Here is a 13,119-nt window from a genome sequence, read left to right on the forward strand (position 1 = left end):
ATCTTTTTGTTGATTATTAACAGAAAAGATGATATTCTTACCTTGGAAATATGTTTAGTATGACAAAAATGTGACGAAATAAAACCTGAAAAAATGACGGAAAATGGCTAAATCAATATGGCCGGTTATAGCCATCTGCGATCATTTACAGGTATCCTATGACAGGGGGAATCTGCTTATGACAGCAAGAGATGTTCAGAAAATCCTCGGGGCGAGAGTCCTTACGGGAGAAGAATTTCTGGACCGTGAGATCACAAGCGCCTGCGCATCCGATATGATGAGCGATGTGCTGGCTTTTTCCAAAGATCATTCGGTCCTCATTACAGGACTGTGCAATCCGCAGGTGATCCGGACTGCAGAGATGTTAGACATTGTGTGTGTGATCTTTGTCCGCGGAAAAAAACCAGATGAGACGATTCTCTCCATGGCAAAAGAACGTGAACTTATTGTCATGGAAACGGGGCATCGTATGTATTCCACCTGCGGTATGCTCTACCAGGCGGGATTAGGCGGAGGTGCAGTCTAATGGAAAATGCGATCGTATTACAGTATCATATCTCGGCAGATGACTTTACCCGGGCGGGAGAGGCCAGCAGTGATGTGAAAGGGAAATTGAAGCAGCTTGGCATCAGCCCGGCGACCGTACGCAAGGTTGCCATTGCCATGTATGAGGGCGAGATCAATATGGTGATTCATGCAAAGGGCGGTGAGATCACGGTAGAAATCACGCCGCAGAAGGTCCGGATGATCTTAGATGATGTAGGTCCTGGCATTCCGGATATTGAGCGTGCCATGCAGGAGGGCTATTCCACGGCGCCGGATGAGGTACGAAATCTTGGTTTTGGAGCAGGAATGGGACTTCCGAATATGAAAAAGTATACCGATGATATGAAAATAGAGACAGAGATTGGCGTCGGAACCAAGATTACGATGGAAGTATTACTTGGGTGAGCATGTGCCGGGTGGGACTGGAAAAATCCCGCTGCTGCTGTACAGCATGCGAACGGCAACAAAATGATAGTTGGAGGTGAGAACGGATGGATAAGTTTTACCATTCCGTACGTCTGGATGAGGACTTGTGCAAAGGCTGCATCAATTGCATCAAGCGCTGCCCCACCCAGGCCATCCGCGTGCAGGATGGAAAAGCCCGGATCAACAAAAAGTTCTGCATCGACTGCGGAGCCTGTATCCGAGTATGTCCGCATCATGCAAAGCATGCGGTTTATGATCCGCTTGAGGAAATGAATCGTTTTCAATATACGGTGGCGCTTCCGGCTCCTTCTTTATACAGTCAGTTTAACAATCTGGATGATATCAACATTGTGCTGCACGCCCTTTTGCGGATGGGATTTGATGATGTATTTGAAGTGGGCGCTGCAGCGGAGCTGGTCAGCGAAGCAACCCGCTCTTACATAACCGAACACGAAGAACAGCTGCCTCTGATCAGTACGGCCTGTCCGAGTGTGGTACGGCTGATCCGGGTGCGGTTTCCGAATCTGATTCCGCATCTTTTGCCGTTAAATCCGCCGGTGGAAGTGGCAGCGGGACTTGCAGTGAAGCGGGCTATGGAAAAAACAGGACTTCCAAGGGAAAAAATCGGAATCTGTTTTCTTTCCCCGTGTGCGTCCAAGGTGACTTATGCGAGATCTCCGATTGGGACAAAAAAGAGCGAGATCGACTGTGTGTTTGCGATCAAGGATGTATATCCGCAGCTTTTAAAATATATGAAGCAGGTGGAGGAAGATCCGGAAAATATCAGCATTTCCGGTAAGATCGGCATCAGCTGGGGGCATAGCGGCGGAGAGGCCGGAGGTCTGTTTACGGAGAGTTATCTGGCGGCAGATGGAATAGAAAATGTCATCCGGGTGCTGGAGGATATGGAAGACCAGAAATTTACCGATTTAAAATTTGTTGAGCTGGATGCCTGCAGCGGCGGCTGCGTGGGAGGAGTCCTGACGGTAGAAAATCCGTACGTTGCAGAAGTAAAACTCAAGCATTTGCGCAAGTATATGCCGGTTGCAAGAAGCCATATGGATGCAGAAACCGAGACAGAAGCAGAAAATTTGCTTTCGTGGACAGAAACCGTTGAATATGAGCCGGTCTACAATTTAGGCGAAAGTATGATGGAGAGTTTTGCCCGTTTAAGCCGAATTGAGGCTTTGAGCAAACAGCTTCCGGGACTTGACTGCGGTGCCTGCGGGGCGCCATCCTGCAGGGCACTTGCGGAGGATATTGCAAAAGGCGAGGCGAGGGAAGAGGACTGTGTTTATGTGCTGAAAGAGCGGATGCAGAAGCTTCTGGAGGAACAAAACCGTGAGAAAAACGAAAACATGGGTGAAAACACGGACCCAAACACAGAGAAAGGAAATGTCTGAGTGACAGAATGTGCAGAAAAGACTGCCATCAGAACAGGCAATAAGGAGGAAATATGAACGTCAAACATCTTCTTGAGAGTGGAAAATTTCAGGTGATCCATGCGGGCGATGAGCCGGAACGGGAAATTACGACTCCGTTTTGCTGCGATCTTTTGAGTGTGGCTATGGGAAAGGCCCAGGCGGGCTGTGCCTGGGTCACGGTTATGGGAAACATGAACACGCTGGCGGTGGCAACGCTGGCAGATGCAGCCTGTATTGTTTTGGCAGAAGGAGCAACGTTGGATGAAACGGCAAAAAAGAAAGCAGAGCAGCAGGACATTACAGTGCTGGCTACGGAACTTCCGGTGTTTGATGCGGCACTCTGGATCTGGCAGCAGATGCAGGGTGGGGAGCAGAAGTCATGAACCGGGATGCGCATGCGGTGCAGGAACAGAAAAATCTGTCAGAACGATGTTCAGATTGCGTAACATTGAGTTATGACCTGCACATCCACTCCTGCCTTTCTCCCTGTGGGGACGATGACATGACGCCGGGCAATATTGTGGGAATGACAGCGATCAAAGGGCTGGATGTGATCGCAGTGACAGACCACAATTCCTGCAGAAACTGTCCGGCGGTCATGAAGCTGGCGGAACAGTATGGAATTCTGGTCATTCCGGGCATGGAACTGACCACGGCAGAGGAAGTTCATGCAGTCTGCCTTTTCCCGGAGCTTTCCGCTGCGCTGGAGTTTGACCGGTTTGTCTATGAAAAACTGATAAAATTTCCAAACCGGGAAGACATCTTTGGAAAGCAGCAGATCATGAATGAGGAAGACATCTGCATCGGTACAGAGCCGAATTTGCTCATCAACAGTACAACGCTTTCCTTTGATGAACTCTGGGATATTGTGGCTGGGCAGTACGGTGGCGTCATGATCCCGGCGCATATCGATAAAAATGCCAACAGCCTGCTCTCAAACCTGGGCTTTGTGCCGCCGGAAAGCCAGTTTCGAACGGTTGAGCTGCATGACATGACAAAACTTTCCAAACTGCAGCAGAACAATCCGTATCTTTTTCAGTGCCGCACAATCTGCGATTCCGATGCGCATTATCTGGAGCATATCCATGAGGCAGAGTATACCATGGCGGTGAAGGAACGCAGTGCGGCTGGGGTGATCGCGTATCTGAGGGGAGAATTGTAATCGTAATAATATGTAAAATTTTCATGTGCATAAAATGAATTTATAATAAAATAAAATCTATAAATTTGATTTTAAACAGGCGGATTCCTATAATGTAGCTAAAAGTAAAAACACCATAGATAAATTTATGGGGAACAGGAGAAGAGTCATGAATCAATTATTAGGAATCTGCCTTGTCATTTGTCTTTTGACAATCCTGGGTTATGTCTGGGGGAAAATGACACTTGGCACAGTTGCGGCGTGCAGTATGCTTTTGTTTCTGCTGACAGGCTGCATTTCAGCGAAGGATGCATTGGGCAATATTGGAAACAGCAATGTCATTATGGTGCTCAGTATGTTTGTAGTATCCGCTGGATTTAACAAGACACAGTTTGTTAAGATGATCGGACGAAGTGTAAACGTACTGTCTAAGGGAAGCATTACAAAAGTTATGTTTGGCTTTATCTTTGCATCCGTCCTTGCGGCGACTTTAACCGGAAGTGCGGCAGCAGCGTTTTGTATTATGGCTCCGATTGTGGCAGCGAGTTGTGAGGAATTACATATTAGTCCAAGCAAAGTTACGTTCTGTGTTGGTCTTACCTGCATCGCAGCTTGTGGAATTATTCCGGTAGGCGGATCACTTGCGATGTTTGCAGAATTAAATGGATATATTACAGCAAATGACTACGCAGAGTATCAGCTGGCTGTCACAGATCTTTTTAAAGGACGCTGGATGAGCCTTGTGGTACTGGTTATTTATTGTGTATTCCTTGGCTATCGTTTTTCACCGGAACAACCTGTGATTCAGATGGAAAATGGAGCAGATCTGGCCGCAAAGAATAAGAAAGCAGAAGCGTTATCTCCTGCTAAAGAAAAATGTGGATATCTGGTATTCTTTTTGGTAAGTCTGGCATTGATCTTCAACACGCAGTTGAATGCAGGTTTACAGGCGGTGGGTCTGGCACCGTTGGCTTCCTGGGAAATTGTACTTGCAGGTGCTGTGATCATGGTTTTGACTGGCGTTCTTTCCAGTAAAGAAGCATTTGCGTCTGTTCCGTGGGATCTCGGTTTTTTGATTGCAGGAAGCCTTTGCATGGGATCTGCCCTGGCGAATACTGGTGGTGGAGATCTGATTGGTGGAGCCATTGCTTCGGTTGCAGGAAAGCTGGGGAATCCGTATCTCGTAGGTGCTGTATTTTATCTGGTTCCGTTTTTCCTCACCCAGATCATGCAGAACCGTACGGTTATGGCAACGTTCCAGCCGATCGCGATTCTTGCATGTAAGGGTATGGGGGTAAGCTGTGTTGGACCGGTGCTTCTGATTGCATCAGCCTGCTGTACCGCATTTATGACGCCAATGGCAACTGCGTGTGTTCCGATGATTATGGATATCGGTGGATACGATGTGAAGTCTCAGTTGAAGCAGTCCGTGTTTCCGGCGATTCTTTTATCGTTGGTAAATATTTTCTGGATCATGACGGTATATCCGTTCTAAGCAGAACAGCGATTACAAAATATAATATGGAGGCAAAGAAATATGGAAGCAAAAACATTTCCTTCCTGCATGGCAGATCTTGAGGTAGATCTGATGCATCCAAACCGGACGCTGGTCCATGGTTTATTTGAAGAGCATACGCTGGTTCATGGCACACCGCGCAGATTTCTCACGTATATTCCGGAAAATCTGGAATACTGTCAGCCATGTCTGGTAACCGCAATTCCTTCCGGGGTGCATCCGGAAGCATATCTGGAAACTTCTGGTTTAAAAGATTTTGCAGAGGAAAAACATCTGTTTCTGCATGTGGCTTATCCGGAGGATCATTGGAATCCGGACGGAAGTGATGCAGATTATCTGAATGCGATTTATGTGACGATCCAGGCGAGAGACTTTTACATTACTATGCAGGATAATATTTATCTTTGTGGAATCGGGGATGCTTCGTTTGCAGCGCATCAGGCAGCAAAACGCATGGCCAGTGAGTGGAGCGGACTGATGACGTTCGGCGAGCTGAATGGAAATCTTACTCAGGATGCACCGATATTGCATGGGGAGGAAAGCCAGGGCGAAGTAGAACTGAAAATCATGGGAACGAGGGCGCAGCTTCCGGTCTGGATGCGGATATCAGAACGAAACAGCCGGGAGAATTGTTCTGCGATCGCATACTGGAAAGAGCAAAATCACGTGACCGGAATCGCATTGTCCGGAGGTGGGGCAGATGAAATCTGGGCTCCGACTCCGGTCAGGGTCCGCAGTGAGGTGAATGAAGAGTATATTGCGCAGGTCCGGGTTGCAGTTGGAACAGAAGATTTTTCCGTGAAGCACATAGAACAGGCATGGGAGTATATTGGCCTGGCACGTCGTCACAGAGGACAGGGCAGAAAGTGTCTGCGTTATTTCAAAGACCCGATTGCCTGCGGGGCAGTGAAATGGGAAAAGAAGGTGGACGGCATCATGCGTACCTGGTATGAATATGTGCCGTCCAGCTGCACACCGGATAAAACATGGCCGCTTGTTTTTGTATTTCATGGACGCGGAGGTACCGCAGAAACCTTCTTTGACCTGAGTGGAATTTCCGCTCTTGCAGAAGAACGACAGTTTATTGCCGTAATCCCACAGGCTGGAATTTACCAGCAAAAAGAGCATGGATTAAGAAATGTGCTGGTTTGGTGCGGGGAATATCAGGGAAAGTCGATCGACGATGTGAAATTTATCCGGGAGATTTATGCAGATATCCAGACCCGCTATGGCATCGACCAGAGTCGTGTCTATGCCATGGGACAGTCCAGCGGCGGGATGATGAGCGATGTGCTTGGCTATGCAGCCGGAGATATTTTTACTGCAGTGGCGCCATGGTCTGCTTTGCGTTCAAACGATATCATGAAAACGAATTATCAGCCGGGCAGCCGGACCGTTCCGACAATGTGGATTTACGGAGACCAGGATTTTTTATGTGCTTCGCATCAGGAAGATCCGGAATTGCCGTTTTCACCGGCACCAAGTATGCGCATTGCATTCATGGAAAAGATTAAGAGCAGGCATCTGGATATTTCCAGAGTGGAAAGTTGGTCGGATTGCCCCATCACCTGGTATTCTTTCCCAAATGAGCAGGGCATTCCGATGCTGGTGGCTGGTGTGGTGTCAAATATGGTCCATGCCAATTATCCAGAGGAAAGCTGGATCTCCTATGACCAGTTTTTGTGCCAGTTTACGAAAGATGAAGAAGGAAATACGTATTATCGCGGGAAAAAAGTGATCTTACAATCGTGAATTTTTGTAATATTCCTGGAACAGCGCAATAAAAGCCTTCTGCGCATTGGAAAGATAGTTTTTTCCCGGAGTTACAATATCAAAGACACGGGATGCAAGCGGAGAATCAATTTTGTAGTACACCATTTCCGGGTGTTTTCCAATAACCATCCAGTCGCTGATGAGGGTAGCTCCGATTCCGGACTGCGCCAGGTGGTAAGCGGTGACCAGCTGGGAAACCTGCATGGCAACCGGAGGTATAACGCCTGCTTCCTGAAAAAGAATCTGGGAGCGGCTGTACAGGTTGTTTCCGGGAGAGAGTAAAATAAATGGGGTATCAGCAAATGCTTCCATCGTGACAGCCGGACAATTTTCTTCCAGATAACGGTGGGAAAGAATATCGCCGGTGGTAAGCGCAGCCTTTCTTAAGTGGTCGTTGACTGGAAAACGGGTAGAGACAGCCAGGAGAATCGTGTCTTTGAAACCTGGAACCCGGCGTAATTTATCATGAGGATCTGGTGTACAGTTAAAGGTCAGGTCGATCAGATCTTCTTTCAGCATATCCAAAAGTTCATTGGACCCGGCTTCGGTCAGCTGCAGATCGATGCCGGGCCATTTTTTTTTGAAATCTGCAATGACCGGAGGCAGAATATAAGAATTAAAATAATGGGATCCTCCGACACGCAGATTGCCGGTTTTAAGAGACGTCAGGTCTCCAAGCTGTTGGGCCAATTCGTTTTCCAGGTGCATGATCTGACGGATTTTTTCAATATAAAGTTTTCCAGCCTCTGTTAATTCCAGAGGCTTTTTGTCGCGGTTAAATAAAGGCATGCCGATCTCAGTTTCTACTTTCTGGATGGAAATACTGAGGGCGGGCTGGGTCATGTAAAGGGATTCAGCGGCTTTGGAGAAGCTGCCTTTCTGATATACGGTATAGATATATTTCATTTCCTGCTGCATAAGATACCTCGCATAAAATTGATTTATAATAAAATAAAAACGATAAATTTGATTTAATTATAGCGCGAACTTATAATAAGGACAACAGAAAAAATAAAAACCTGACACAAAACGATGATGGTATCAGGGGCAAAAAGATTGGAAATCCGTTGGAAGCTTGTGCACAAGACAATTTTTGAACCCAGCATCATATTGTGTCAAAACCGGATAATTCGGAGAATAGGAGTCGAGATGAAGATTGATGCAATTATGCTGGATCCCAAAGACAACGTAGTGACCTGCGTGCGGGATGTTGCGGTTGGCGAAACGGTTTGCTACCGAAATGGAGATGCGTTCCTGAATGTGGATGCGAAAGAAAATATCCCATTCGGACATAAGATCGCACTGGAGGAAGTTGCGAAGGAGACAGAAATTTATAAATATGGAGAGCTGATCGGAAAAGCAATGTCTCCGATCGGAAAAGGCTGCCTGGTAGATCACAAAAATATTTACAGTGTTCCGCGTGATTATGAAAGTGAGTATGTGCCGGAGGCATAAAAATTAGGAGGAAAGTTATGAAATTTATGGGTTATCGTCGTTCAGATGGACGTGTAGGAATTCGAAATCATGTATTAATTTTACCGGCTTGTGCCTGCGGAAGTGAATCCAGCCGCATTGTGGCTAGTCAGGTAAGAGGAGCCGTTAACATTGTGTTTAACACGGGCTGCTCCGATGTTGCTGCAAACACGGCAATGTCGCAGAAAGTTCTGACCGGTTTTGCCTGCAACCCGAACGTATACGGAGTTGTGATCATCGGACTGGGCTGTGAGACTGTTCCGCATAAAGAATTGAGAGAAAAAATTCAGGCCATGACCGACAAACCGGTGGTATCGTTTGGTATCCAGGAAGAGGGCGGCACCTTAAAGACCATTGAAAAAGCAGTGCGTGCTGCAAGAGATATGGCTGCACAGGCAGCGCTTGTCCAGAAAGAGGAGTGTGACATTTCCGAACTGCTTATGGGAATCGAGTGCGGCGGTTCTGATGCAACCTCCGGAATCGCTTCCAACCCTGCAGTAGGAGAACTGAGCGACCTTCTGGTAGATCTTGGTGCTTCCACCATCATGAGTGAGTCGATTGAGTGGATCGGCGGTGAGCATCTGCTGGCAAAGCGTGCGGCAACTCCGGAAATCCATAACCAGATCATCAAAGTATGCGAAGATTATGAAAAACATTTGAAGGCAGCAGGTCAGGATTGCCGTGCCGGACAGCCGACACCAGGCAATAAGGCTGGCGGTCTTTCCACTCTGGATGAGAAGAGCCTGGGCTGTATCCGCAAGGGCGGTACCAGACCGATCGTAGAAGTGCTTGAGCAGGCAGAAGGCCCAACGAAGCACGGCGCTATCGTTATGGATACGGCAGGTTATGATATTTCTTCCGTAACATCCATGGTAGCAGCAGGATGTGCCTGCGTTGTCTTCACGACCGGACGCGGAACCCCAACCGGAAATGCGATTGCTCCGGTATTGAAGGTGACCGCAAACAAACGGACCTATCAGATGATGGAAGACAATATGGATGTCGACTTAAGCGGCATTATGGATGGAACCGCTACGATTCAGGAGAGCGGAAAAATGCTGTTAGAAGAGATCAATCAGGTTTGCAATGGAAAAATGACAAAAGCAGAGGCATATGGTTTTTCTGATATCGCAGTAGACCATGTATGCCGGTTTGTCTAGGAATGCGGAGAAAATGCGATGAATCCGATTAAGATGTGGAACAAATTAAGTCTTTTTACAAAAATCATGATTGGTTTTGTATTGGGAATCGCAGCAGGTGTCATTTTGGGCGAATCCGCAACGAAACTTGCATTTCTGGGAACCATCCTGACAAGACTTCTGACTATGGTAGTTGCGCCGCTGGTTCTGGGACTTCTGATCTGTGCAGCAGCCGATGTGAAAGATTTCAAGACACTTGGTAAGATTGGCGGAAAGACGCTGGCAATTTTCCTTGGCGGTACTGCTGTAGCGGTAGCCATTGGCCTGGTACTTTGCAACGTGATGCAGATCGGTGCGGGATTTGTCATGGAAACGCAGGCAGCTTATGATGCAAAGGAAATCCCGAGCATTGCAGACACGCTGATGAACATCATTCCGACCAACCCATTCAATTCCTTAAGTGAGCAGAACCTGCTGCAGATCATTTTCTTTGCTCTTCTGCTGGGATTCTCCCTCATCAAACTGGGAGACAAGGGGGCTCCGGTACTGGATTTCTTCCGCGCATGGACCGAAGCATGGAAAGAAATCACCAACATTGTTATTCTTCAGCACCATGAAAGAAGCAATTCTGTTCGTATTCTCAACCTGCTCCAGTGTAGCAACCATTCCTCTGAACTTAAAATGTACCAAGGCACTTGGTGTCGATGATAAGATCGCAGACTTCGTCATTCCCTTCGGCGCAGTCATGAACATGAATGGTACGGCAATTTACGAGGCAGTTGCAGTTATTTTCGCATCCCAGGTATTCGGCATCGAACTCACTGTGACCCAGCAGATCATGGTTATGGTGACTGCAGTCCTGGCATCTGTCGGTACAGCAGGAATCCCGGGATCCGGTCTCGTCATGATGACAATCGTTCTGAATGCGGTAAACCTTCCGTTAGAGACGATTGGTCTGTTAGCCGGAATCGATCGTATTCTGAATATGGCCCGTGTTATTCCGAATATTGTCGGTGACGCAGCGGCAGCAGTTGTGGTAGCAAAGAGTGAAGGTGCTTTGCATCCGCAGAAATAATCTAATAGTGAAATCCTATTTTTGCCAGGGGCATTCCGTGAAATTGCGGAATGCCCTGTTTTTTGCAAAGTCTTAATAATTCATTACAAAGCAGGTGAAATGGTTGCCTCAGTAGTGAATTTCGATTAAGATAGAACTCAGATAAGACAGCAGTGATGCAGCTGAATCATTATGATACAAGAAGATAGGGGAGGAATGGGAAAATGAAACTCAAAAAATGGATCACACTGGGGGCGGCCCTCAGCTTTTTACTTGCAGCGCAGCCTGCATATGCAGCGCCGGTGGTTACTGCAGGCGTAAATCAGAGTGTGCAGACTCCGGAGGAGGCAGCACAGGAGGCAGTTCAGTCATCCGGCGTTGTTGCGGGAGAAGCGCCGACTGGTGCAGGGCAGTCATCTGCACCGGCACCGGCAAATGCATCCAGTCAGGCGCCATCGGCAGCAGAAACGGCTCCGCAGTCAGATGGAACCAGCATTCAGCAGTCCCCGACCATCGTATCCGGACAAAACCAGATCGCAGCGCCGGCAACAGCAGACAATGGTGCATCTTCTGCGCCGGTTTCTGCTGGCGAGGTAACCGGTATCCCGGAGGGACCTGGCGGCATTAAGAGTGACCCGGTGACACCGGTTCTGCCGGAGGAGCAGGCAGCACAGGAAGCAGCCCAGGCGACAGACGCCGGACAGGCTGCAGCACAGCAGGCAGGAAGCGTAGACCCGTCCAGACCGATGGTGGCCCTGACCTTTGATGATGGTCCGCAGCCATCGGTCGGCAACCGCATTATGGACTGTCTGGCACAGTACGGCGGCAAGGCAACCTTCTTTATGGTAGGGGAGCGTGTCGGTTCTTATAAAACAGAGGTGCAGCGTATGGTGGCAGAGGGGCACGAGGTGGCAAACCATACCATGAACCACAAATATCTGCAGAAGCTGGGAGCTGCCCAGATCCAGGCACAGGTCAACCAGGGAAATGATGCGATTCAGGCAGCCTGCGGCGTCCGCCCGACCCTGCTTCGTCTCCCAGGCGGAAACCACAACGCTACGGTTATGGCGAATGCCGGAATGCCGATGATCCAGTGGAATATTGATACACTGGACTGGAAAACCAGAAATGCAGATAAGACGGTAGCAGCAGTGCTGAATCATGTGAAAGATGGAGATATCATCCTGATGCACGAGCTCTACGGTGCGACTGGCGATGCGGTTTTGCGGATTGTGCCGGAGCTTCATAAGCGTGGCTTCCAGATGGTGACTGTAAGCCAGATGGCAGCGGCGAAGGGAAAGACGCTGGAGGCTGGAAAGATGTATTCCAGTTTCAACTAATAACCATTTGATTCACTTTAATAGGGCCGTGTGAGTTGCCTTTCGGCAACTCACACGGCCCTTGTCATATACTTATATTGTTATTTTACATCTGCTCTGCGATTTCATACAGCAGACGCTCGGAATCTTCCCAGCCAAGACATGGGTCTGTGATGGATTTTCCGTAGCAGTGTTCGCCGATCTTCTGGTTGCCCGGTTCAATGTAGCTTTCGATCATAACCCCTTTTACCAGCTTGTTTAAGTCAGCAGAATGTCTGCGGCTGTGCAGGATCTCTTTGACAATACGGATCTGCTCCATATACTGCTTGTTGGAGTTGGAGTGGTTCGCATCTACGATGCAGGCCGGATTGACCAGATCGCGTTTGGCATACAGCTCGTGGAGCAGCATAAGATCCTCGTAGTGGTAGTTCGGCAGGCACTGACCATGCTTGCTGACTGCGCCGCGCAGGATGGTGTGGGTGTACGGGTTTCCGTCCGTTTTTACTTCCCAGTCACGCATGATGAATTCGTGGCTGTGCTGACCAGCCTGGACGGAGTTCATCATAACGGATAAGTCTCCACTGGTTGGGTTTTTCATGCCGACCGGAACATGGCAGCCGCTGGATACCAGACGGTGCTGCTGGTTTTCTACGGAACGGGCGCCGACTGCGATATAGGACATGATATCGTCTAAGTAGCTGACGTTATCCGGGTAGAGCATTTCATCTGCTGTGGAAAAACCGGTTTCTTTTAAGACACGCATATGCAGATGACGGATTGCATGAAGACCCTCTGCCATGCTCGGACGTTTCTCCGGATCCGGCTGGTGAAGCATCCCCTTGTAGCCGTCACCGGTGGTACGCGGTTTGTTCGTATAGACACGCGGTACGATCACCAGGCGGTCTTTGGTCTTTTCCTGAACATCGATCAGGCGGCTGGTGTAATCTAAGACTGCATCCTCGTTATCTGCGGAGCATGGTCCGATGAGAACCAGGAATTTATCGCTTTCTCCGCTGATGATTTTTTTAACTTCCTCGTCGCGCTGGGCTTTGCGTAATGCGAGATCCGCCGCAAGCGGGAACTGTTCTTTGATCTCTGCCGGGGTCGGCAGCTTGTTTATGAATTCGAATGCCATAATGTTCTCCTCATTTTGTAAATAATAGGTACAGGAAAATAAAAATTCCTGCATGTCAGGTTCCAATCACACGAATAAATTCGCACGTTGACGCGTTAAAGCGATTATAGTATACATGAATAAAAAATGCAAGATATATTTGACAGAAGCGTGCCAAAAAAGTTACTCAAAAA

Annotated in this window: 14 protein-coding genes; 12 read left to right on the forward strand and 2 right to left on the reverse strand. The window is 48.3% G+C overall.

The features are described from left to right. The first annotated feature begins 178 nt into the window (after positions 1 to 178). The 7 genes from DWZ40_RS05830 to DWZ40_RS05860 all read left to right on the forward strand — a co-directional run bounded on the left by DWZ40_RS05830 (position 179) and on the right by DWZ40_RS05860 (position 6,805). Positions 179 to 526 (forward strand): DRTGG domain-containing protein, encoded by a 348-nt coding sequence (locus DWZ40_RS05830; RefSeq protein ID WP_118541630.1) that lies wholly within the window; start codon positions 179 to 181, stop codon positions 524 to 526. Beyond that, the gene (locus DWZ40_RS05835) at positions 526 to 951 is read left to right on the forward strand and encodes an ATP-binding protein (RefSeq protein ID WP_118541632.1); all 426 of its coding nucleotides are present in this window, start codon (positions 526 to 528) and stop codon (positions 949 to 951) included. The genes DWZ40_RS05830 and DWZ40_RS05835 overlap by 1 nt, the downstream gene beginning before the upstream one ends. Before the next feature lie 86 nt (positions 952 to 1,037). After that, the gene (locus tag DWZ40_RS05840) at positions 1,038 to 2,375 is read left to right on the forward strand and encodes a [Fe-Fe] hydrogenase large subunit C-terminal domain-containing protein (RefSeq protein WP_118541634.1); all 1,338 of its coding nucleotides are present in this window, start codon (positions 1,038 to 1,040) and stop codon (positions 2,373 to 2,375) included. A gap of 53 nt (positions 2,376 to 2,428) precedes the next feature. Next, positions 2,429 to 2,779 (forward strand): hypothetical protein, encoded by a 351-nt coding sequence (locus tag DWZ40_RS05845; RefSeq protein WP_118541636.1) that lies wholly within the window; start codon positions 2,429 to 2,431, stop codon positions 2,777 to 2,779. Beyond that, complete coding sequence (locus DWZ40_RS05850; protein WP_118541638.1) at positions 2,776 to 3,558, forward strand: PHP domain-containing protein; 783 nt, start codon at positions 2,776 to 2,778, stop codon at positions 3,556 to 3,558. Before DWZ40_RS05845 ends, DWZ40_RS05850 begins: the two co-directional genes overlap by 4 nt. A gap of 148 nt (positions 3,559 to 3,706) precedes the next feature. Next, positions 3,707 to 5,032: an SLC13 family permease gene (locus DWZ40_RS05855; protein WP_118541640.1), complete on the forward strand. Its 1,326-nt coding sequence runs from the start codon at positions 3,707 to 3,709 to the stop codon at positions 5,030 to 5,032. 42 nt (positions 5,033 to 5,074) lie between these two features. Further along, positions 5,075 to 6,805 (forward strand): PHB depolymerase family esterase, encoded by a 1,731-nt coding sequence (locus tag DWZ40_RS05860; RefSeq protein WP_118541642.1) that lies wholly within the window; start codon positions 5,075 to 5,077, stop codon positions 6,803 to 6,805. On the opposite strand, the gene DWZ40_RS05865 is transcribed toward DWZ40_RS05860, so the two are convergent. Further along, on the reverse strand, positions 6,794 to 7,744 hold the full coding sequence (locus DWZ40_RS05865) for a LysR family transcriptional regulator (RefSeq protein WP_118541644.1): 951 nt from the start codon (positions 7,742 to 7,744) through the stop codon (positions 6,794 to 6,796). The two genes, DWZ40_RS05860 and DWZ40_RS05865, sit on opposite strands and share 12 nt — an antisense overlap. 231 nt (positions 7,745 to 7,975) lie before the next feature. Between DWZ40_RS05865 and DWZ40_RS05870 the strand changes: the two genes are divergently transcribed. The 5 genes from DWZ40_RS05870 (at position 7,976) to DWZ40_RS05885 (ending at position 11,832) form a co-directional block, all read left to right on the forward strand. Further along, positions 7,976 to 8,281, forward strand: a complete 306-nt coding sequence (locus DWZ40_RS05870; RefSeq protein WP_118541646.1) for a UxaA family hydrolase — start codon at positions 7,976 to 7,978, stop codon at positions 8,279 to 8,281. A gap of 17 nt (positions 8,282 to 8,298) precedes the next feature. Continuing rightward, positions 8,299 to 9,459 (forward strand): UxaA family hydrolase, encoded by a 1,161-nt coding sequence (locus tag DWZ40_RS05875; RefSeq protein ID WP_118541648.1) that lies wholly within the window; start codon positions 8,299 to 8,301, stop codon positions 9,457 to 9,459. A gap of 18 nt (positions 9,460 to 9,477) precedes the next feature. After that, positions 9,478 to 10,146 (forward strand): cation:dicarboxylase symporter family transporter, encoded by a 669-nt coding sequence (locus DWZ40_RS19980; protein ID WP_243035222.1) that lies wholly within the window; start codon positions 9,478 to 9,480, stop codon positions 10,144 to 10,146. Then, complete coding sequence (locus DWZ40_RS19985) at positions 10,052 to 10,513, forward strand: cation:dicarboxylase symporter family transporter (RefSeq protein WP_243035225.1); 462 nt, start codon at positions 10,052 to 10,054, stop codon at positions 10,511 to 10,513. The genes DWZ40_RS19980 and DWZ40_RS19985 overlap by 95 nt, the downstream gene beginning before the upstream one ends. Before the next feature lie 203 nt (positions 10,514 to 10,716). Beyond that, positions 10,717 to 11,832: a polysaccharide deacetylase family protein gene (locus DWZ40_RS05885; protein WP_118541650.1), complete on the forward strand. Its 1,116-nt coding sequence runs from the start codon at positions 10,717 to 10,719 to the stop codon at positions 11,830 to 11,832. 85 nt (positions 11,833 to 11,917) lie between these two features. Here the strand turns inward: DWZ40_RS05885 and DWZ40_RS05890 are convergent, their stop codons facing one another. Beyond that, complete coding sequence (locus DWZ40_RS05890; RefSeq protein WP_118541735.1) at positions 11,918 to 12,946, reverse strand: 3-deoxy-7-phosphoheptulonate synthase; 1,029 nt, start codon at positions 12,944 to 12,946, stop codon at positions 11,918 to 11,920. Positions 12,947 to 13,119: the final 173 nt, after the last annotated feature.

The organism is Clostridium sp. AF32-12BH, assembly GCF_003477935.1.
In the GTDB taxonomy this organism is placed as follows: domain Bacteria; phylum Bacillota; class Clostridia; order Lachnospirales; family Lachnospiraceae; genus Brotaphodocola.

Coding starts and splice junctions, on each gene's coding strand:
- DWZ40_RS05835 (WP_118541632.1), top strand. CDS start 526: ATGGAAAATGCGATCGTATTACAGTATCATATCTCGGCAGATGACTTT.
- DWZ40_RS05860 (WP_118541642.1), top strand. CDS start 5,075: ATGGAAGCAAAAACATTTCCTTCCTGCATGGCAGATCTTGAGGTAGAT.
- DWZ40_RS05830 (WP_118541630.1), top strand. CDS start 179: ATGACAGCAAGAGATGTTCAGAAAATCCTCGGGGCGAGAGTCCTTACG.
- DWZ40_RS05840 (WP_118541634.1), top strand. CDS start 1,038: ATGGATAAGTTTTACCATTCCGTACGTCTGGATGAGGACTTGTGCAAA.
- DWZ40_RS19980 (WP_243035222.1), top strand. CDS start 9,478: ATGAATCCGATTAAGATGTGGAACAAATTAAGTCTTTTTACAAAAATC.
- DWZ40_RS05870 (WP_118541646.1), top strand. CDS start 7,976: ATGAAGATTGATGCAATTATGCTGGATCCCAAAGACAACGTAGTGACC.
- DWZ40_RS19985 (WP_243035225.1), top strand. CDS start 10,052: ATGAAAGAAGCAATTCTGTTCGTATTCTCAACCTGCTCCAGTGTAGCA.
- DWZ40_RS05865 (WP_118541644.1), bottom strand. CDS start 7,744: ATGCAGCAGGAAATGAAATATATCTATACCGTATATCAGAAAGGCAGC.
- DWZ40_RS05855 (WP_118541640.1), top strand. CDS start 3,707: ATGAATCAATTATTAGGAATCTGCCTTGTCATTTGTCTTTTGACAATC.
- DWZ40_RS05875 (WP_118541648.1), top strand. CDS start 8,299: ATGAAATTTATGGGTTATCGTCGTTCAGATGGACGTGTAGGAATTCGA.
- DWZ40_RS05845 (WP_118541636.1), top strand. CDS start 2,429: ATGAACGTCAAACATCTTCTTGAGAGTGGAAAATTTCAGGTGATCCAT.
- DWZ40_RS05885 (WP_118541650.1), top strand. CDS start 10,717: ATGAAACTCAAAAAATGGATCACACTGGGGGCGGCCCTCAGCTTTTTA.
- DWZ40_RS05850 (WP_118541638.1), top strand. CDS start 2,776: ATGAACCGGGATGCGCATGCGGTGCAGGAACAGAAAAATCTGTCAGAA.
- DWZ40_RS05890 (WP_118541735.1), bottom strand. CDS start 12,946: ATGGCATTCGAATTCATAAACAAGCTGCCGACCCCGGCAGAGATCAAA.